The sequence below is a fragment of the Pseudomonas flexibilis genome (genome assembly GCF_000802425.1).
GTDB classification, from domain to species: Bacteria; Pseudomonadota; Gammaproteobacteria; order Pseudomonadales; family Pseudomonadaceae; genus Serpens; species Serpens flexibilis.
In genome coordinates, this window is sequence record NZ_JRUD01000032.1 from 1 (window position 1) to 19211 (window position 19211).

21 protein-coding genes are annotated in these 19211 nt (G+C 65.4%); 10 read left to right on the forward strand and 11 right to left on the reverse strand.

The genetic code is table 11. The features are described from left to right. Positions 1–152: 152 nt before the first annotated feature. Both SF06_RS18140 and SF06_RS16770 read right to left on the reverse strand, forming a co-directional pair. Positions 153–599: a hypothetical protein gene (locus SF06_RS18140; protein ID WP_076380970.1), complete on the reverse strand. Its 447-nt coding sequence runs from the start codon at positions 597–599 to the stop codon at positions 153–155. Between the two features lie 74 nt (positions 600–673). Then, positions 674–1255 carry a DUF6998 domain-containing protein gene (locus SF06_RS16770; RefSeq protein WP_039562755.1) on the reverse strand — a complete coding sequence of 194 codons (582 nt, stop codon included), beginning with the start codon at positions 1253–1255 and terminating at the stop codon, positions 674–676. Between the two features lie 407 nt (positions 1256–1662). Here SF06_RS16770 and SF06_RS16775 point away from each other — a divergent pair, with 407 nt between their 5' ends. From SF06_RS16775 to SF06_RS16800, 6 genes are all read left to right on the forward strand, one after another. Beyond that, positions 1663–2001, forward strand: a complete 339-nt coding sequence (locus tag SF06_RS16775) for an FKBP-type peptidyl-prolyl cis-trans isomerase (RefSeq protein ID WP_027590490.1) — start codon at positions 1663–1665, stop codon at positions 1999–2001. 187 nt (positions 2002–2188) lie between these two features. After that, on the forward strand, positions 2189–3478 hold the full coding sequence (locus SF06_RS16780; RefSeq protein WP_027590491.1) for an MFS transporter: 1290 nt from the start codon (positions 2189–2191) through the stop codon (positions 3476–3478). Between the two features lie 268 nt (positions 3479–3746). Beyond that, positions 3747–4454, forward strand: coding sequence for a hypothetical protein (locus tag SF06_RS16785; protein WP_027590492.1), 708 nt, complete (start codon positions 3747–3749; stop codon positions 4452–4454). A gap of 81 nt (positions 4455–4535) precedes the next feature. After that, entirely contained in the window at positions 4536–5240 is a 705-nt protein-coding gene (locus SF06_RS16790) for a succinate dehydrogenase iron-sulfur subunit (protein WP_027590493.1), read from the forward strand. A gap of 119 nt (positions 5241–5359) precedes the next feature. Further along, complete coding sequence (locus SF06_RS16795) at positions 5360–6136, forward strand: outer membrane protein OmpK (RefSeq protein WP_027590494.1); 777 nt, start codon at positions 5360–5362, stop codon at positions 6134–6136. 257 nt (positions 6137–6393) lie between these two features. After that, positions 6394–6702, forward strand: coding sequence for a PhlB family protein (locus tag SF06_RS16800; RefSeq protein WP_027590495.1), 309 nt, complete (start codon positions 6394–6396; stop codon positions 6700–6702). On the opposite strand, the gene SF06_RS16805 is transcribed toward SF06_RS16800, so the two are convergent. Both SF06_RS16805 and SF06_RS16810 read right to left on the reverse strand, forming a co-directional pair. After that, positions 6692–7612, reverse strand: a complete 921-nt coding sequence (locus tag SF06_RS16805) for a DMT family transporter (protein ID WP_027590496.1) — start codon at positions 7610–7612, stop codon at positions 6692–6694. The genes SF06_RS16800 and SF06_RS16805 overlap by 11 nt on opposite strands. A gap of 102 nt (positions 7613–7714) precedes the next feature. Continuing rightward, positions 7715–7981 carry a DUF1127 domain-containing protein gene (locus tag SF06_RS16810; RefSeq protein WP_081993460.1) on the reverse strand — a complete coding sequence of 89 codons (267 nt, stop codon included), beginning with the start codon at positions 7979–7981 and terminating at the stop codon, positions 7715–7717. 96 nt (positions 7982–8077) lie between these two features. Between SF06_RS16810 and SF06_RS16815 the strand changes: the two genes are divergently transcribed. Beyond that, positions 8078–8932: a LysR substrate-binding domain-containing protein gene (locus tag SF06_RS16815; protein ID WP_039562756.1), complete on the forward strand. Its 855-nt coding sequence runs from the start codon at positions 8078–8080 to the stop codon at positions 8930–8932. Between the two features lie 192 nt (positions 8933–9124). Here the strand turns inward: SF06_RS16815 and SF06_RS16820 are convergent, their stop codons facing one another. After that, on the reverse strand, positions 9125–9880 hold the full coding sequence (locus tag SF06_RS16820) for a sulfite exporter TauE/SafE family protein (protein WP_039562757.1): 756 nt from the start codon (positions 9878–9880) through the stop codon (positions 9125–9127). 102 nt (positions 9881–9982) lie between these two features. Here SF06_RS16820 and SF06_RS16825 point away from each other — a divergent pair, with 102 nt between their 5' ends. From SF06_RS16825 to SF06_RS16835, 3 genes are all read left to right on the forward strand, one after another. After that, positions 9983–10945 (forward strand): LysR family transcriptional regulator, encoded by a 963-nt coding sequence (locus tag SF06_RS16825; protein ID WP_027589143.1) that lies wholly within the window; start codon positions 9983–9985, stop codon positions 10943–10945. Between the two features lie 138 nt (positions 10946–11083). Continuing rightward, complete coding sequence (locus tag SF06_RS16830) at positions 11084–12016, forward strand: DUF808 domain-containing protein (RefSeq protein ID WP_039562758.1); 933 nt, start codon at positions 11084–11086, stop codon at positions 12014–12016. A gap of 53 nt (positions 12017–12069) precedes the next feature. Continuing rightward, positions 12070–12483 (forward strand): IrmA family protein, encoded by a 414-nt coding sequence (locus SF06_RS16835; protein WP_027589145.1) that lies wholly within the window; start codon positions 12070–12072, stop codon positions 12481–12483. 5 nt (positions 12484–12488) lie between these two features. On the opposite strand, the gene SF06_RS16840 is transcribed toward SF06_RS16835, so the two are convergent. The 6 genes from SF06_RS16840 to SF06_RS16865 all read right to left on the reverse strand — a co-directional run bounded on the left by SF06_RS16840 (position 12489) and on the right by SF06_RS16865 (position 19211). Further along, the gene (locus SF06_RS16840) at positions 12489–13193 is read right to left on the reverse strand and encodes an ABC transporter ATP-binding protein (protein WP_039562759.1); all 705 of its coding nucleotides are present in this window, start codon (positions 13191–13193) and stop codon (positions 12489–12491) included. After that, on the reverse strand, positions 13186–14406 hold the full coding sequence (locus tag SF06_RS16845; RefSeq protein ID WP_039562760.1) for an ABC transporter permease: 1221 nt from the start codon (positions 14404–14406) through the stop codon (positions 13186–13188). The genes SF06_RS16840 and SF06_RS16845 overlap by 8 nt, the downstream gene beginning before the upstream one ends. A gap of 3 nt (positions 14407–14409) precedes the next feature. Continuing rightward, positions 14410–15582, reverse strand: coding sequence for an efflux RND transporter periplasmic adaptor subunit (locus tag SF06_RS16850; RefSeq protein WP_052199861.1), 1173 nt, complete (start codon positions 15580–15582; stop codon positions 14410–14412). A gap of 188 nt (positions 15583–15770) precedes the next feature. Then, positions 15771–16247, reverse strand: a complete 477-nt coding sequence (locus SF06_RS16855; protein ID WP_039562762.1) for a VOC family protein — start codon at positions 16245–16247, stop codon at positions 15771–15773. Between the two features lie 10 nt (positions 16248–16257). After that, a complete protein-coding gene (locus tag SF06_RS16860) occupies positions 16258–16689 on the reverse strand; it encodes a YybH family protein (RefSeq protein WP_027589150.1) in 432 nt (143 codons plus the stop codon). 143 nt (positions 16690–16832) lie between these two features. Further along, complete coding sequence (locus SF06_RS16865; RefSeq protein ID WP_039562763.1) at positions 16833–19211, reverse strand: efflux RND transporter permease subunit; 2379 nt, start codon at positions 19209–19211, stop codon at positions 16833–16835.

A 19211-nucleotide genomic window follows, 5' to 3' on the forward strand; every position in this document is an offset into this window, starting at 1 on the left:
GCCCTTGCCGTTTCCCTAGCCTTCGGCTCTGCGAAAACCTGGCTGCCGGACTTTCACCGACATAGTTACGTGCCATGCCCGGCACACACGTTTGGTTAAGGGGCGGGCTTTAGCCCGTCCCAGTGAGCGAAGCGAACGATTTGAACCAGTTGTTAGAGAATAGCTGCGCGATCAATTGCAGCTTCATAAGCGCGAGGTTCGAATAAAAAAGGGCCGATGTTTTCAATGATGCGTGGTTCTTCATAACCGTTTTCGTACGCAAAATTTTCCCATATGTAACCGGAGTTGGTTTTAACTATATGTGCGGAGTAAGCGCCACAACCGATATCACCACACTCTGGACATATATAAAGCAGTACACGGTTTTCAGGCTCAGTAAGCAATTTTACCTTTCTGGCAGTGGTTTCGTTTTGAGCATTAAAGCCTTTTACAAAACAGCCCATAAAGTCATCATGCCCTCCATCTGCTTTCACTATGGCATGAAGTAGAGACTCACCATTGATTAAGAAGTCTGATGAGGTTCGCTCTGCAACCGTACATCCGTTGGATTCACTTCCAGCGCGAAAGAGAGCTTGGTGGCTGAGCGTAGATGTATGCATAATTCTCTAACGCCTGAATTAAGCCGCGCCGCGAAGCGGCGTCGGCTTGAATGAATTGTTAGGCAAGGCTCGCGTCATACCTTCAGGCGCCCCCTGAGGAACTTGCTAGCGGCACCCTTGAGTTCGCTTCTGTCAAAGAGCTTGCCTTGAAATTGGAAATCTTGATCAATCCGGACAATTAGCAATTGTTCAAAGTCGCCTTGACTCTTGACTATCACACGATCATTTGATTTCTCGGGTGAAATGGTTTTTACCTCAACGAGCTTGCCGTTGATTGTGCCGTCAGATCCAGCCGTGTGAGTGCCGTGACGGCGAAGCCCGAACTTGATCTCAGCGTAGATCTCTCCGAGCTCACCCCAGACTTGCAAGTATCTGCCTGTGTTCTCGAAGTGCCGTGTAGCGCACTCCACTAGGTCTTGAAAGATTTCTGTTTGCTCTAGGATGCTGTAGGGAAAGCCGTCTCTGCTCTCAAACGGCTCGCATGGCTCTATGGAGTAAACGTCATCTTCTGGCGTGTCTTTGAGTTGGGAGTCAACCCAATCCCGATCAACGTACTTCCACTGCCAAGGTGCTACGCCACACCCGGCAGCATCAGCGATTTCTTCGGCGCTGTAGCCGCGCTCATTCATCTCGTAAAGAAAATCCCAGTCGCCCATAATCTTTCCGCCTTGCCTAACAGTGATTAGATGGAATCCATGCTAACGGATAACAGTGGATTCCGTATAACTCCGAACCCGCCCCTAGCCTCAACGAAAAAATCCCTCTCCACCCAACCATTTACCCGAGCTTTTCACCGACACACCGTATTCGCGTGACGTCGATCTATCACGCAGGCGGAAGCTGCCGGTGCCGGCATGGAGCACGGCGGTGGCAACCGTGGAAGTGCGAAGGAGAAGTAAGGTGTAAGGTGCGCAGCAAGACAGCAATTCCCTTTGCCTGCGGAGAGATGCCCGGAGGGTAACGCGCCGCGCCGGGGGCAAACAACCGACAGGGTGGCACCCTTGCCCTGCACTGCGTTTCCTGCGAAAACGCACGCCTTTTTCACTGTCACGGGGCATTGGCCATGAGCAACGAACTGCAGATCGAAGACCTCCAGCCCGGCGACGGCAAGGCCGTGGTCAAGGGCGCGCTGATCACCACCCATTACACCGGCTGGCTGGAAGACGGCACGGTCTTCGATTCCTCGGTGGAGAAGGGTCGCCCGTTCCAGTGTGTGATTGGCACCGGCCGGGTCATCAAGGGCTGGGACCAGGGGCTGATGGGCATGCGCGTGGGCGGCAAGCGCAAGCTGTTCGTGCCGGCCCATCTGGGCTATGGCGAGCGGCAGGTCGGGCGCATTCCGGCCAATGCCAACCTGGTATTCGAGATCGAGCTGCTGGAAGTGCTGACCCGGGACGATTGAGCGCTCCGACACGGATGGTCCGGAACTGAGCGCGCCCGGCAGGCTCAGAGCTTAGGTCCGCTTCCCGGGGTGGAGGCCTGCGCGCGTCTCCCGCGGGAAGCCTCGCAACCAATGAGCACCGCGACCTGATGATCGCTCGCCAAGGCGAGACGTTCAGTGCGTCGCGCGCACCGACCGGGATTCATCCATGTACGCTGCCCTCCCCTCGGCCATTTCCCTGTTCCAGGGTGTTGCCCTGCTGCTGCTCGGCACCGGCCTGCTCAATACCCTGATCACCGTGCGCGGACTGGCCGAAGGGTTCTCCGAGAGCCTACTGGGCCTGATGATGTCGGGGTACTTTGCCGGCTACCTGCTCGGTTCTTGGCTGACCGCGCCGCTGATCCGCCGCATCGGTCATATCCGCACCTTCGCCTTCTGCGGCGCCCTGGCCTGCATCATCGCCCTGCTGCACGCCATGGTGGTCAACCCCTGGGCGTGGCTGCTGCTGCGCGTGCTGCTCGGCGTCGCGCTGGTGACCCTGTACATGGTCATCGAGAGCTGGCTGAACGCCGACGCCACCGGCGAGAAACGCGGCCAGGTGTTCGCCGTGTACATGTTCGTCAACCTCGGTGCGCTGACCGTCGCCCAGCAGCTGTTGCAGCTGGGCAGCATCATGACCTTCTTCCTGTTCGCGCTGGCGGCGATCCTGATCAGCGCGGCCACCCTCCCGATCACCCTCACCCGCCATGCCCAACCCACACTGCCCGATGTGCCCAGCATCAGATTGGTGCAACTGGCGCGCAAATCGCCGCTGGCGGTGACCGCCTCCGTGCTGTCGGGCCTGGCGCTCAGCGCCTTCTGGGGCATGGCTCCGGTGTATGCCGGACAACGCGGTTTCGAAACGGCGGACATCGCCTCGCTGATGAGCCTGACGGTGCTGGGCGGCGCGTTGCTGCAGTGGCCGATCGGGCGCCTTTCCGACCGCTACCCGCGCCCGCTGGTGCTGCTGTGGATCACCGGTCTGGCGGCGCTGGTCTCGCTGGCCATGAGCCTGTTGCCGGCCGCCGCGCCACTGTGGGTGGCGGCCTTCCTGTGGGGCGGCCTGAGCTTTTCCACCTATTCGATCGCGGTCACCCACATGATCGACCGCCTGGCCCCCGAGGACGTGCTGGCCGGGTCTTCCGGCATGCTGGTGCTCAACGGCCTGGGCGCGGCCTTCGGGCCGGTGTTGGCCGGTGCGCTGATGCACTGGCTGGGCGCGCCGGGGTTGCCGCTGTACCACACCCTGATCCTGGGCCTGCTGGCGCTGTTCACGCTGCTGCGCATGCACCAGGTGCGCGAGCAGGCCAGGCGCCAGGCCCATCACGTCACCCTGGTGAACACCACGCCCACCGTGCTGGAGATGATGCCGGAAGCCCAGGAGGCCGAGCAGGAAACGGGCGGCGCCGACCTGCAGGACCTGGACGTTGCGGCGCCGGCGGACGAAAAGCCGGCCTGAGTCCTTCGCGACGCGCAGACCCGACCGAATGTTCGGTGGAGCTATCGCAAGGGGCTATCAATTCACATTTCTTTATTCCAACGGGAATTTTTTCCCGGCGAGCGGCTCATACAGCCCGGCCCTTGCGACGCACGCGTGCATACTCGGCGCGGCAGCAGGAGCCACCCGCCCACCCGGGCGGGGCCAAGGAGCGGCTCGTGAAACGTTACTGGGCGGGAGTGCCCTGGCGTCGGGAGTCGCATGTTCCGTCCGATGCCACGAGGCCAATATGGAAACCATGCCCCAGCAGCGTGCCCTGCGCCGGCTGCGACTCGATCTGCAGCGCCACGGCCTGTATCGCACCCTCTACCTGCTGATGATCAAGGTCATCAACAAGTTCGCCCTGTTCAGAATCCTGCGCGGAATGTACCTGCACCACGTCAACCAGGCGTACCTCGCCTGCCCGGCCGGTTACACCTGCGGCTTTCTCAGCGAGCCACAATTGCGCCGTTACGCCATGGACCCGCGCAACGAGCTGGACGGCGACTTCCTCGACGAGGCGCTGGCCAAGGGCGACCGCTGCTACGCCATTCTGAAGGACGGCTGCCTGGCCGCGTACAGCTGGTACTCCCTGCAGCCGACGCGGATCCATCCGCCGCAACTGCTGCTGGAGTTCGATACCCGCTACGTCTACATGTACAAGGGCATGACCCGCGCCGAACACCGCGGCCTGCGCCTGTACCCGATCGGTATCAACCGCGCCCTGCAGTGGTACCAGCGCTGCGGGAAGGCCGGCCTGGTGGCCTATGTGGAATCGCACAACCTCGACTCGCTCAAGTCCTGCCTGCGCCTGGGCTACCGCATCTTCGGTTCAATCTATGTGCTGCACCTGCTGGGCCGCTACCTGCTGCTCAACACGCGGGGCTGTCGCCGCGAGGGCTTTCGCCTGAAGGAAATCCCGTCCTGCCCCGACGCGCTGGGAGCCAACGAGGCCTGATCCGGCCTGCCTGTCGCCCGGCGTGAACCTTGCCGGGCCGGCGGCGCCCAATGCCGCGACCGCCCGCACAGAGGAAGCACCATGATCGAGGTGCACATCTACCGCTACCACCCGGAGCAGGACCGGGCACCCCGCATGCAGGTGTTCCCGGTGCCGGAGGAGTTCCGCGCACGCATGGTGCTCGACGTGCTGGAGCACCTGCACGAGCTGGACACTTCCCTGGTCTACCGGCGCTCCTGCCGCGAGGGCGTATGCGGCTCGGACGGCATGAACATCAACGGCAAGAATCGCCTGGCCTGCATCACCCCGGTTGCCGAGGTGCTGGACGGGGCGCGCCTGACGATCCGCCCGCTGCCGGGCATGCCGGTGATCCGCGACCTGGTGGTCGACCAGAGCCTGTTCTTCCGCCAGTACGAGCGCATCCGCCCCTGGCTGATCAACGACGAGCCCGCCCCGGCCATCGAGCGCCTGCAATCGCCGGAGCAGCGCGCCCGGTTGGACGGTCTGTACGAGTGCATCCTCTGCGGCTGCTGCACCTCGCAATGCCCGTCCTGGTGGTGGAACCCGGAGAAGTACATCGGCCCGGCGGGGCTGTTGCAGGCCTGGCGCTTCATCGTCGACAGCCGCGACCAGGCCACGGCCGAACGCCTGGCGGCGCTGGACGATCCGTTCAGCCTGTTCCGCTGCCGCAGCATCGGCAACTGCAGCTGGGTGTGCCCGAAGGGCCTCAACCCCATGGGCGCCATCGGGCATATCCGCCGGGAGTTGATGCAGCGCGGCAGCTGACCCGCCACAACGGTCACGATGTCGCAGCCATCCGTACAGCGAGACGTATAGAATGCGCCCCGCCTCGTAGTCGAGGCCGGGCCATACGTGCCCGGGACGTATCTATCCAGGAGTATTTCATGTCCCGTTTCCTCACCGCCTCGCTACTGGCGGGCTGCACCACCCTGGCCTGCGCCCAGGCCAACGCTGCCGACCTGCTGCAGTGGCAGAACAACAGCCTCACCTTCCTGTATGGCGACAACTTCAAGGTCAACCCGGAAAAGCAACAGACCCTGACCTTCGAGCACGCCAGCGGCTGGAGCTTCGGTGATGTGTTCTTCTTCGTCGACACCATCCACTACTCCGATGTGAGCGAAGGCGACGACACCACCTACTACGGCGAATTCTCGCCGCGCCTGTCGTTCGGCAAGCTGACCGGCGCCGACCTGAAGGCCGGCCCGGTAACGGACGTACTGCTGGCCGCCACCTACGAGTTCGGCGAAGGCGACATCAAGAACTACCTGATCGGCCCGGGCTTCGACCTGGCCATCCCCGGCTTCGACTACTTCCAGGTCAACCTCTATCGCCGCCACACCGATAGCAGCGTCAAGGGCGATGACGAAGGCCTGTGGCAGATCACCCCCGTGTGGAGCTACACCCTGCCGGTCGGCAACTCCGACCTGGTGATCGACGGATTCATCGACTGGGTGGTCGGCAACGAAGACAACTACCGCAACAACCTGCACTTCAACCCGCAGATCAAGTACGACCTGGGCAAGGCCCTGAGCCTGAGCGCCAAACAGCTGTACGTGGGTATCGAGTACGACTACTGGAAGAACAAGTACGGCATCGAGGACAGCCCTGCCTTCGAGACCGACCAGAACACCGCCAGCCTGCTGGTGAAACTGCACTTCTGAGTCGTAGGGCGGTCCGCGCTTTTCGGGCCGCCAATGAGGCACGCACCACCGCAAAGAGCCGGCATCACGCCGGCTCTTTTCGTTAGCGCCGACGTGTCGGCGGCCCGCAACAGGCATGCCGACGCCGATGCGGCAAAAAGCCACTTTTGGCTGACGAGCCTGGCGGCACAATATCCATGTCCATTGTCAGGCTATTGCACTGCGGGCCCGGCAATGAACTGGAACATGGACGATGGCCTCAACCCAGGTAACCCGAGATGGATCACTCCCCCCACAACGTGCGCTGCAAGCAATGCGGTCGGCTCATGGTGCCGCGCGTTCATCACGGCCACAGCGAATGCCCGTTCTGCCTCAGCCCGAACTGGGACCAGGAACGCAGCGCTTTTGAACTGAAGTTCTTCGCCCTGATGCTGATCTTCAGCAGTCTGTTGCTGATCGCCGCGCGCCCGGCCGTCTGCCCGCTCGCGCTGCTGCTGGTGGGGCTGGGCCTGTGGATCCTGCGCAAGGCCAACGTCCTCAAGGATTGTTCGCCGCGCCAGGCCCTGCGCCTGCTGTTCAGGCGCTGACGCCGCGCAGGTGCCGGCGCAGCCAGTCGGCGCCGCTGACCAGGCTGATGCCCGCCAGCACCAGCGCGGTGCCGATCAGGAAGCCGGCAGTGAGCGGCTCATCGAGAATCAGCACCCCGAACAGCACGCCGAACAACGGCGTCATGAAGGACAGCACCGCCAGTTGCGAGGCCAGGTAACGGCGCATCAGCCAGAACCAGGCGAAATAGCTGAATGAGGAGACGATCACGCCCTGGAACAGCACGCTGGCCACGGCGATCGCGGTGACGTTCAGCGGTTCGAACGCGCCGAGCATCACGGCGAAGCCCAGCAACAGCACGGCGGACACCGCCAACTGATAGAACAGGGTCAGCCCCGGCGGCGCCTCGGAAAGGCTGGAGCAGCGTACCGCCACGGTGGTCATGCCCCAGGCGAAACCCGCCAGCAGGGCGAACAGATCGCCCAGCCATTGCGCGTCGCCACCGCCCTCGCCGCTCAGCCCGAAGGCGATTGCCAGCCCCGTGAAGCACAGGCCGATGCCCAGCCATTGCAGCGGGTTCAGGCGCTCGCCGGGCAGCAGCAGGTGCAGGGTCAGCGCCGAGAAGATCGGCGAGGTGTAGAGAAACACCGCCATGCGCGACGCCGTGGTGTGCCGCAGGCCCAGGGCGATGAACAAAAATTCCAGGGCGAACAGCCCGCCGGCCAGCAGGCCTGGCAACCAGGTGAACGACACCTGGCGCCAGTCGTCCCGACGAAGCATGAGCGTGGCCACCAGCAGCGCGGCAATGGTCGAGCGCAGCAGCACCTGCAGCAGGGTCGACAGGTCCGGCGCGGCCAGCTTGATCGCCACCTGCTGAAAGCCCCACAGGGCGCACAGCAGCACCATCAGCTGGACCAGGAACCCATCCGCGCCTTTGCGGGCCACGCTCATGCCGACCTCCCGATCACCCATAAAAAAACGGAGCCCGGGCGGCTCCGTTCAGTCGGCGCGCATCATTCCAGAACGACTGGCGGTTGCCAATCACCCGGCGACTCACAGCGGCTTGCCGGGGTCGTCCCAGAACGGGCGGCTCGCCTCCCGCTCGGCATCCGCGCGGCTCAGGCCGATGTCCTTGAGCATGGCATCGCTCAGTGAAGCGAGCTGGTGACGCTGGTCGTGCAGCGTCTTCCAGCGCCGCTGGTCGTGCAGCGTCTTCCAGCGCCGCAGCTGGCGCAGCAGTCGCTGGGCGCGATGGAGTAGGGAAATGCCCTCTTCCCGAGGTGTGTGCAGGACGTCCATGACGACGTGTGAAGTTTTCATCGGTCTGCCCTCCCGTGGGGTTGGCGACAGTCTTGCGCCGGGCCTACGATCAATCCAACGAATGTTTCTGATGCCTCACATCTCGGAGGTTGATCAATGGCCCACTATCCCGCCATCGATACCGAACTGCTGCGCAGCTTTGTGGCCATCGCCGATCACGGCGGCTTCACCCGCGCGGCGGAGTCGGTGAACCGCACCCAGTCGGCGATCAGCATGCAGATGAAACGCCTGGAGGAAGACGTGCTGCAGCGCCGGCTGTTCGAGCGCGACGGGCGCCAGGTGCGGCTGACCGCCGAGGGCCAGGTGCTGCTCGGCTACGCGCGGCGCATTCTCAAGCTGCATGGGGAAGTCATGAATACCCTGCGCGAGCCGCACATGGTCGGCGCGGTGCGCATCGGCACGCCGGACGACTACGTGATGCGCTTTCTGCCCGGCATCCTGTCGCGCTTCGCGCAGAGCTATCCGATGGTGCAGGTGGAGGTGCACTGCGACCCGTCCGCGCGTCTGCTGCAGCGCCAGGATCTGGACCTGACCATCGTCACCCGCCAGCCCGGCGAGGAGATCGGCCAGTTGCTGCGCCAGGACCGCATGCTGTGGGTGGGCGCGCCGGGCTTCGATGTGCATGCCCAGCGGCCGATACCGCTGGCCATGTTCAACGAGGACTGCTTCTGCCGCGCCTGGGCCTGCAACGCGCTGGATGCGCGGGAAATCGACTACCGGGTCGCCTACACCAGCCCGAGCCTGGCGGCGATCCTGGCCATCGTCAGCGCCGGCCTGGCGATCAGCGCGCAGATGCAGAGCGTGATCCCCACGGAGCTGCGCGTGCTGGATGCCGGCAGCGGCCTGCCGGAGCTACCCGCCTCCAGCATCGTGCTGCTGCGCAACCGCAGCCGCAGCAACCCGGTGACCGAAACCATGGCCGAACATATCGTCGAAGGCTTCCGGCTGTAGGGAGCCGGCGTAGGGTGGACAACGCCTTCCTTGTCCACCGAGGTGCCCCACCGCGGCCAGATAAAGCACTGACGTTCTACGTCTACCCGCACCGGGGTTCCAGCCAGGCGTAGGGTGGACAACGTTTTCCTTGTCCACCGAGGAGCCCCCACCGCGGCCAGATAAAGCACTGCCCGCCCTACCGTCGCGACTTCACACCTTGAACGCCAGCCCCACCGCGCACACCACCAGGAAACCGCAGAACAGCAGCTTCAGCCGCCGCTCCGGCAGGCCATAGGCGATCTTCACGCCCCAGCTGATGCTGAGCAGGCCGCCGATGGCCAGGGGAATACCCATCGCCCAGTTCACCTGTTCATGCCAGGCGTAGCTGACCAGCGTCACCGAGGTACTGGGAATGGCAAGGGCCAGCGACAATCCCTGCGCCATCACCTGGGTGGTGCCGAACACGCTGGTCAGCACCGGCGTGGCCACCACCGCCCCGCCCACGCCGAGCAGGCCGCCGGCCAGACCGGCCACGGCGCCCAGCGGTGCCAGCCAGGGCCACGGGTAACGCAGCTCGGTGCTGCCCGCCTGCGGGCGGTAATAGATGCGCAGCAGGTTGTAGGCGGCGAGCAGGAACAGGAACACCACGAAGGCCTGGCGCATCAGGCGCGGGTCCTGGCTGACCGCCCATTTCGCGCCGATGACGGCGAACAGGAAGCTGGTGATGCCCAGCGCCAGCGCGTAGCGCAGGTCGATGCGGTTGCGCTGGTTGTAACGCCATACCGCGAGCAGCACGTTGGGCACCACCATCACCAGGGCGGTGCCCTGGGCCATCTGCTGGTCGAGGCCGAACAGGATGCCCAGCGCCGGGATGGCGATCAGGCCGCCGCCGATGCCGAACAGCCCGCCGACCGTACCGAGCAGCAGGCCGAGAATCAGATTGAGGGAGAAATCGAGGAATTGCATGGTGCCTCCAGTCGCAGGGCCGCCATGCTAGCCACGACCCACTGGCCGGGAAACGGGATGCCGCGCACAATGGCTTTGCGCAATCCGCAAAGGCACCGTTTCATGAACCCGGATCAACTCACCGATCAGCTGGCGATCTTCCTCGATGTTCTGGAATGCGGCAGCTTTTCCGCCGCCGCGCGCCGGCATCCGCTGACGCCCTCGGCCGTGGCGCGACGCATCGACAGCCTGGAAAAGGCCCTGGGCAGCAGCCTGTTCCTGCGCAGCACCCATGCCGTGCGCGCCACCCCGGCAGGGTTGGCTTTTGCGCAACGGGCACAGCGAATCCTCGATGAACTGCGCCAGGCCCGCGCCGAGGCGGTTTCCCTGAGCAGTGCGCCCGAGGGGCGCATCCGCATCGATGCCCCGGCCCCCTTCGGGCGTCGCCGGCTGGCGCCGGTGATCGCCGATTTCCTGGCCCTCTACCCGGGCCTGGACGTGCAGCTGCGGCTGATCGACAGCTTCGTCGACCTGCGCGGCGATCACCTGGGTGAGGTGGACCTGGTGCTGCGCATCGGCCCGCTGGCCGATACCCGGTTGATCGCCACGCCTCTGGCGCCGCTGGTGCGGGTGCTGTGCGCCAGCCCGGCCTACCTGGAGCGCCGCGGCGCGCCCAGCTCGCCGCTGGAACTGGTCGACCACGACGGGCTGGATTGGGATGGCCTGACACCGCAATACGCCTGGCGCTTCGAGATCAATGGCCAGCGCCAGCTGTGCCGGCCGCGCCGCCAGCGCATGACCACCAACAACGCCGAAACCCTGCTGTTCGGCGCGGTGGCCGGGCTGGGCATCGCCCATCTGCCGACCTGGCTGGTCAGCGAACACCTGCTGCGCGGTGAGCTGGTCCCCCTGCTCTGCCCCGACGGCCTGCCCCGCCCGGAACCGAGCAGCATTTATGCCCTGAACCTGAACCGCGAGACCCAGTCGCGCACCCGCCTGCTGCTGGCCTTCCTGCAAGAACGCTTCGGCGAGCTGCCGCCGTGGGACCGCATGCTGCAGGAGCGCCTACTGACGCACGGCACCTGAAGCCGGACTTCTGGCGCCATGGATGTGACAGCCTTCACATAAAATTGAACGCTGCCTGCCGGGGCGTGATCCAACGGAGCAAAATCGCGCTCCATCCCGTGACCATGCGGTCGCCCCCATTCATTGCAAGGATCCACCGTGGCCGGTTCCAGCCTGCTTGCCCTGCTCGACGACATCGCTACCCTGCTCGACGACGTCTCGGTCATGACCAAGGTGGCCGCCAAGAAAACCGCTGGGGTGCTGGGCGACGACCTGGCACTCAACGCCCAACAGGTCACCGGCGTGAAGGCCGACCGCGAGCTGCCGGTGGTCTGGGCGGTGTGCAAGGGCTCCTTGCTCAACAAGGCCATCCTGGTCCCGGCCGCCCTGCTGATCGCCGCTTTCGCGCCCTGGGCGATCACGCCGCTGCTGATGCTCGGCGGCGCCTTCCTCTGCTACGAGGGGTTCGAGAAGATCGCCCACCGCCTGCTGCACAGCCGCGACGAGGACGCCAGCGACCACGACCAGCGCCTGGAAGCGGTCGCCAACCCGGCGGTGGACATGAAGACGTTCGAGCGGGACAAGATCAAGGGTGCGATCCGCACCGACTTCATCCTTTCGGCGGAAATCATCGCCATCACCCTGGGCGCCGTGGCCGGCGCCCCCTTCGTGCAACAGGTGCTGGTGCTGTCCGGCATCGCCCTGGCCATGACGGTGGGCGTGTATGGCCTGGTGGCCGGCATCGTCAAGCTGGACGACCTGGGCCTGTACCTCAGCCAGAGCACCTCGTCACTGGCGCAACGCGCGGGCCGCGGCATCCTCGGCGCCGCCCCGTGGCTGATGAAGGGGCTTTCCGTGGCCGGTACCGCCGCCATGTTCCTGGTCGGCGGCGCGATCCTCGTGCATGGCCTGCCACCCGTGCAGCGCGTCATCGATCAGCTCGCCCAGCGCACTGCCGCGCTGCCGGCCGGCGAGGTGCTGGCGTTTCTGGCACCGACCTTGCTTGCCGCCTTGTTCGGCATCCTCGTCGGCGCGCTGATCGTCGGTCTGCTGGCGATCGGCAAGCAGTTTCATCGTCCGGCCGGCCAGTGAGGGCCGCCGCAGTGTTTCGTGGGTTCAGTGAAGAACAAGAACAGGAGTCCCCGATGCGTAGCCCCCTCATCCTCGCCGTCAGCCTGCTCACCCTCGGGCTGCCCAACCTGACGCAAGCGGTCGAATTCTGGCATTCCAGCACCATCTGGGCCGGCCAGGGTCAGTGCTCGGCGGTGTTTTCCTTCGACAGCGGCCTGCACGAGATCACCGACCTGCGTATCGCCGTGAAGGCGCTTTCGCCGGAGGGCGAGACTGTGCTGGAAGGCGAGCTGGCCATCGACCAGTTCGGCCAGTCGTCCGCCGAACGCTATGCCGATGCCTTCCTGGAAGGCGAGGCCGTGTGCGCCGAGAACCTCACCATTCAGATCGAGGAGGCCACCGCCCGGCTGGATGGCCGCATGATCGACCTGCTGGCCACCCACAGCCTGACCCCGCGCGATTTCCGGCCGTTGCCGATTCGGTTTTGAACGCCCTACGCCACGCCCGTATCCCGCACGATGCGCCCGTCGACCAGCTCGATGCTGCGCCGGCAACTGGCCGACAGGCGCGGGTCGTGGGTGACCACCAGCACGGCGCAGCCGAACTCGCGGTTGATCTCGCGGAACAGCTCGAACACCTGCTCCGCCGTGCGGGTATCCAGGTTGCCGGTGGGTTCGTCGGCCAGCAGCAGCGCCGGGCGCGTCACAAGGGCGCGGGCGATGGCCACGCGCTGCTGCTGACCGCCGGACAGCTGCCCGGCGCGCTTGCCGGCAAAGCCTTCGAGGCCCACCTGGGCCAGCAACTGCTCGGCCAGCTGCACATCGGCCGGCTCCGGCTTACCGTGGCGGATCATCAGCGGCATCAGCACGTTGTCCAGCACGCTGAAGGCCGAGATCAGGTGGTGGAACTGGAATACGAAGCCGATGGCCTCGTTGCGCAGGCGGGTACGCGCCTCGTCGTCCAGCGTGCGGGTCGGCTGGCCGAGCAGGTAGAGCTCGCCAGCGCTGGGCGAGTCCAGCAGGCCGATGACATTCAGCAGCGTGCTCTTGCCCGAGCCGCTGGGGCCGATCAACGCGGTCAGCTCGCCGCGCGCCAGGCGCATGTCCAGGCCGTGCAGCACTTCCAGCTCCTGTGGGGTGCCGGGGTTGTAGACCTTGCGCAGCCCTTCCAGGCGCAGCACCTCCTGCGTATCAGACATAACGGATCGCCACCGCCGGATCGTAACGGGCCGCGCGCCGCGCCGGCGCAACGGCCGCCAGCACGCCTGTGAGGGTTGCCACGCCCATCGCCGACAGCACCAGCCCGGTGGGCACCTGCACGAAGAACAGTCCCGGGCCCATCAGGTTGAAGACCATGACCAGCGCCCAGCCCACCAGCCCGCCGAGGGCCGAGCCGGCCAGGCCGAGCAGCCCGCCCTGCAACAGGAACACGCGCATGACCTGCCGGCGCGGGCTGCCCATGGCGCGCAGGATGCCGATCTCGCGGGTGCGCTGCACCACGCTGACCGCCAGCACGCTGGCAATGCCGAACGCCACCGACAGGCCGACGAAGATGCGGATCATCTGGGTGGTCATGGTCTGCGAGCTGAGGGCGTTGAGCAGTTGGCCATTGGTGGCCATCCAGCTTTCCGCCTGCATGCCGGTGAGCCGCGCCAGGCGCTCGGCGATTTCCTCGGCGGCGAAGATCTCCTCCACGGTCAGGTCGATCTGCGTCACTCCGCCCGGCAGGTCGAGGAGGATCTGCGCCTGGCGCAGGTCCAGGTAGACGTAGCGGGAATCCAGCTCGCGCACGCCCAGCTCGAAGATGCCGGCCACCCGCATGATCAGCTCGCGGCCCTGGCCGCCGTCCAGGCGCAGCTTGTCGCCAACGCTCAGCCCGAGGTCCTTGGCCAGCTCGCTGCCGATGGCCACCTGATCGCCCTCGATGCTGAAGCGGCCGGCCACCAGGTCGCGGGCCACGGGCACGATGCGCTGGTAACGGTCCGGGTCGATGCCCATCAACGCCACAGAGGCGCGTGCCAGGCCGCGCCGGGCGATGGCCGGGCCGGTGGCCAGCGGCGATACCGCCAGTACCTGCGGCTGGCCGTCCAGCAGGTCGCGCAGCGCCTGCCAGTTGCTCAGCGAGCGCAGGCGCTGGGCGCGCGGGCTTTCCAGCACCAGGGCCACGGCGCCATCCGGCGCGGGCAGCACCCGGTTGGCGTCATCGGGCATCTGCACCTTCAGGTGCGCCTGGGTGCCCAGGGTGCGCTCGATGACGTTGGCCTGCAGGCCGGTGATCAGCGCGGTGATGAACACGATCACCGCCGAGCCCACGGCGATGCCCACCATGATCAGCAGGGTCTGCAGTTTGTTGTCGAACAGGAAGGCCAGGGCGATCTTCCATTCGAGCCACAGCGCATCCAGCCAGCGCATGGCTCACTCCGCGCCCGGCAGCGGCAGCAGGTCGACACGCACCCGGCGGCCCGGCTCGGCATTCACGTTGAGCACGCGATCGCCCGCCTGCAGCCCGTCCAGCACCTCGCTGAGCGCCACGCTGCGCAGGCCCAGGCGCACCCCTACCCGTTCGATCGTGCCGTCGGCGGCGACCCGCAGTACCTGCGCCTGACCACCTTCGCGACCGAGCAGGGCATCGTTGCCGATCACCAGGGCGCGCTCGCGGCGCGCCGTTTCGATGTTGACCGACACGCTCATGCCCTGGCGCAGGAAATCCGCCTCGTCGAGCAGTTCCAGGTGAACGTCCAGGGTGCCCTGGTTGGGGTCCACGGCGGGGGCCAGGTAGCTGACCTGCGCGTTGAGCACGCGCTCGGGCCAGGCATCGGGGATCACCCAGGCCGGCTGGCCGAGGGCCACCGGCCCAAGATTTTTCTCGTCCAGCGGCAGGAGAATCTCGCGGCTGTCGGCGCGGGCGATCTCCAGCAGCAGGTCGCCGGGGCGCACCAGATCGCCGGGCTCGACATTGCGCCTCTGCACGGTGCCTGCGTGGGCGGCATGGATGCGCGTGCGCGCCACGGCGACGTGCGCCTGTTCGAGGCGCTGGCGCAGTTGCTGTTCCTCGCTGCCGCCCTCGGCCAGCGCGTCGCGCTGCAGACGGGCGCGGTCACGGGCTACGCGGCTGGTCAGTTCAGCGCGCCGCGCCTGTTCACGGGCCTCGGCGGACAGCAGACCACGCTCGAACAGGGTTTCGCGACGCTCGCGCTCGCGGCTGGCCTGGGCCAGCTGGCTTTCGGTATCACGCAGCAGTGCCTCGGCCTGCGGGCGGCTGGAATCGATCAACTGGCGCAGCGCGGCTTGGGCTTCGCGCAGGCGAGCCTGTTGTTCGTCGTCGCGCAGCTCGATGAGCAGGTCTCCGGCTTCGACGCGGTCGCCTTCGCGTACATGGCGGGCCTTCACGACCCCCGTAAGCTCGCTGCCGATGCGCGCCAGCGACTGGCTGGACACCTCGCCGCTGGCCACCACCCGCTGCACCAGCGCGCGTTCCTCCAGCTGGTAGCCGGTGACCAGCGGCCCCTGCCAGGGTCGCCAGAACCACAGCAACAGAGCCAGCAGCAGCAGGGCGAGCAGCACGCGGAGCAGCGTCTTGGAGGCAATGCGCACGAGCAGAAAACTCCAGCACTCGGCGCGAAGCGCGCCGACCAGCGGCTAGCCTACACAGCCGCCGGGGGGATTGCACGGCTGCGCCCGTCGTCTGCTTTTAGAGAGCCGCTCCCAGGAACACCGCTCACTCTGGCCGCCGCAAACCTCGCCGGATGTGTCCCGGCCAGGCCTCACAGCTTCGCTCAGGGCGTGCCCGGCGGCGGCTGGGTGAACATCTCGGCGGCACGGCGTTCCAGCTCGTCGGGGGCGACATCCTCAACATGGCTAGCCAGGTTCCACACGAAACCGTAAGGGTCGCGCAGCATGCCGCTGCGGTCGCCGTAGAACATGTCCTGCGGCGCCATCAGTTGCTCGGCCCCGGCGGTCAGGGCCTGGGCGAAACAGGTATCGACGTCCTCCACATACAAATAGAGGCTGATGGCGCTGGAATGCTCGGGAGCAGCAGCCATGTGGCTGTTGGCATCGCAGGGATCGGCGAGCATGAAACAGGCCTTGCCGACCCGCAGTTCGGCATGGCCGAGTCGCCCTTCGGGGCCGTTGATGCGGTAGGCAACTTCTGCACCGAAGGCCTTCCGATAGAACTCCATGGCCTGCGCGGCCCCGCGAATGCTCAGGTAGGGAATCAGGCCGGGGTACTCGTTGGGGATTGCCTGGGTCATGGGGGGATCCTCATTCGGGTTGCAGATCAAAGTGGGCCTGGCCGCTCTGCGGATCGAACGGTGCGGACCAGTGTTCGTGCACGATCAACCATTGCCCGTCGATGCGCCGCAACACCTGGGTGAAGCGCATCCAGGCGCTTTCCATTTCGCCCTTTTCATTGGCGCAGCCGCAGTGACACAGCCCATAGGCGCAGGCCAGCGCCCCGTCCTGCTCAATGCGCAGGTCATTCATTTCGAGCAGCGGCTCGCCCCTGACCTGCTCCTGGCAACGTTGCCAGTGCTCGCGGTAGCTGGCCCGGCCGGTGAAGCGCAGCGGCCCGATGGCGTCGAACGCCACGACGTCCGGCGCGTAGGTGGCAGTGATGCCCTCCAGATCGCGCCGGCGCACGCTGCTGACCCAGCGTTCGATCAAGGCACGGATTTCGGAATGCTCGGCTGTCATGGCTGGCCTCCTGGCGGCGTGGTGCCGCCGTATGCGTAGGCCAGATTGGATGGCGCGTGGACTGCCGCATTCCACGCTGGAGACGGACGGAAACGAAAAGACCGCGGTCGGAGCCGCGGTCTTTTCGGGTACGACGCTGCCGATCAGTGCGCGAACAGCGAACCACCCTCCTTGCCCGCCAGACGCTGCGGGGAGATCAGGAAACGCGCCAGGGCCGGCAGCAGCCAGAGGGCGCCGAACATGTTGACGATGAACATGAAGGTCAGCATCAGGCCCATGTCGGCCTGGAACTTGATGGCCGAGAACATCCAGGTCGCCACACCCACCGCCAGGCACAGGCCGGTGAACAGCACCGCCTTGCCGGTGGACTTCAGCGTTTCGTAGTAGGCCTCCTGCAGCGGCAGGCCGGCGCGCAGGAAACTTTCCAGACGGCTGTAGATGTAGATGCCGTAGTCCACGCCGATGCCCACGCCCAGGGCGATCACCGGCAGGGTCGCCACCTTCATGCCGATGCCGAGGAAGGCCATCAGCGCGTTGCCGAGGATCGAGGTGAGGATCAGCGGCAGCACGATGCAGATGGTCGCGGCAATCGAGCGGAAGGTGATCAGACACATGCCCGCCACGCACAGGTAGACGAGGATCAGGATGGTCAGCTCGGAGCTGGCGATCACCTCGTTGGTGGCCGCCTCGATGCCGGCATTGCCGGAGGCCAGCAGGAACTCCAGACCGTCACGGTTGTACTGCGCGGCGAAGGCTTCAACCTCGGCGGTGACGCGCTTGAGGGTCGCGGCCTTGTGATCCTCGAGGAAGATCAGCACCGGGGCCAGCGAGCAGGCGTTGTTGTACAGGCCTTCGGCGCGGGCGATGGAGCTGTTGAGCACGTCCTGGTTGCGCGACAGCGTCTCCCACTTGAGGCTGCCCTCGTTCATGCCCTTGATGACCTGCTTGGACACGCTGACCAGCGACACCGCGGACTGCACGCCGGGGGTGTTGTCCATCTTCCACATCAGCTCGTCGATGGCCGACAGGGTCTGGTGGGCCGAGCAGCCCTCCGCACCGGTCTTGACCATGACCACCAGCACGTCGGAACTGGTCGAGTAGTGGCGGATGATGTAGTCGTTATCCTGGTTGTAGCGCGAGTCCGGACGCAGTTCCGGCGCGCCCTGGTCCAGGTCGCCGATCTGCAGGTTTTCCTTCTGGTACCAGAACGCGCCAATGGCCACCACCAGCGCCAGCACCACGGAGATGGGCGCCACCACCGGATTGGCGAAGTTGGACAGCAGGCGCCAGAACGGGTGATTGCTGGCGGCGTATTGCTTGCTGAGCTGCACGGCCCGCTTGCTGATGCCCAGGTAGGAAATCGCCACCGGCAGCAGGATCAGGTTGGTGAACACGATCACCGCCACGCCGATGGACGCGCCGATGGCCAGTTCGTGGATCACGCCGATGTCGATGATCAGCAGGGTGATGAAGCCCACCGCGTCGGCCAGGATGGCGATCATACCGGGCAGGAACAGCTGGCGGAACGTCAGCCGGGCGGCGGTCAGCGGGCTGTCGGTGCCGCTGGATTGCTGGGCGATACCGTTGATCTTCTGTACGCCGTGGGAAATGCCGATGGCGAAGATCAGGAACGGCACCAGCATCGAGTAGGGGTCGATACCGAAGCCGGCCAGGTTCATCAGGCCCAGCTGCCAGATCACCGCGATCAGGGTGGTGATCAGCACCGCCGCCGTGCTGCGCGAGCAGTGGGTGAACAGGTACAGCAGCACCATGGTGATCAGGAAGGCGACACCGAAGAACATCACCACCGCCACCAGGCCGTCGATCAGGTCGCCGACTTTCTTGGCGAAACCGACGATGTGGATTTCCACGTTCGGGTCCTGGGCCTGGTATTTGTCGCGGATCTTCTCTTCCAGCGCGTGGGAGAACTCGCGGTAGTCCAGGTTGAGCAGACGGCTCTGGTCTTCCGGATCGGCAAACACCTCCAGCAGCGGCACATCGACGATGCTGGAACGGAAATCGTTGGCCACCAGGCGGCCGACCTGGCCGGACTTGAGGATGTTCGAGCGCAGCTCGTCGAGGCTGGCCCGGGAGCCGTCATAGCTCTGCGGGATGACTTCGCCGCCGTCGAAGCCCTCTTCGGTCACCTCGGTCCAGCGCACGCTGGGGCTCCACAGCGACTTCAGCGCAGAGCGGTCGACGCCATTGATGTAGAAGACTTCGTCATGGATCTGCCGCAGCGTTTCCATGTACTGGGCGTTGAAGATGTCGCCCTGCTTCACCGCGACCGCGATGCGCACCGTGTTGCCCAGGTTGGCCAGGTCGTCACGGTACTCGATCATGTTCTGGATGTAGGGGTGCTCCAGCGGGATCATCTTCTCGAAGCTGGTCGAGGGACGAATCTGGCTGGCCTGCCAGGCCAGGAACAGCGTGGCCAGCAGGCACAGCAGGATGACCACGGGGCGGTTGTTGAAGATCAGCCGCTCAAGCAGCCCGGCACGATTCTGGCGATGACTGGACAT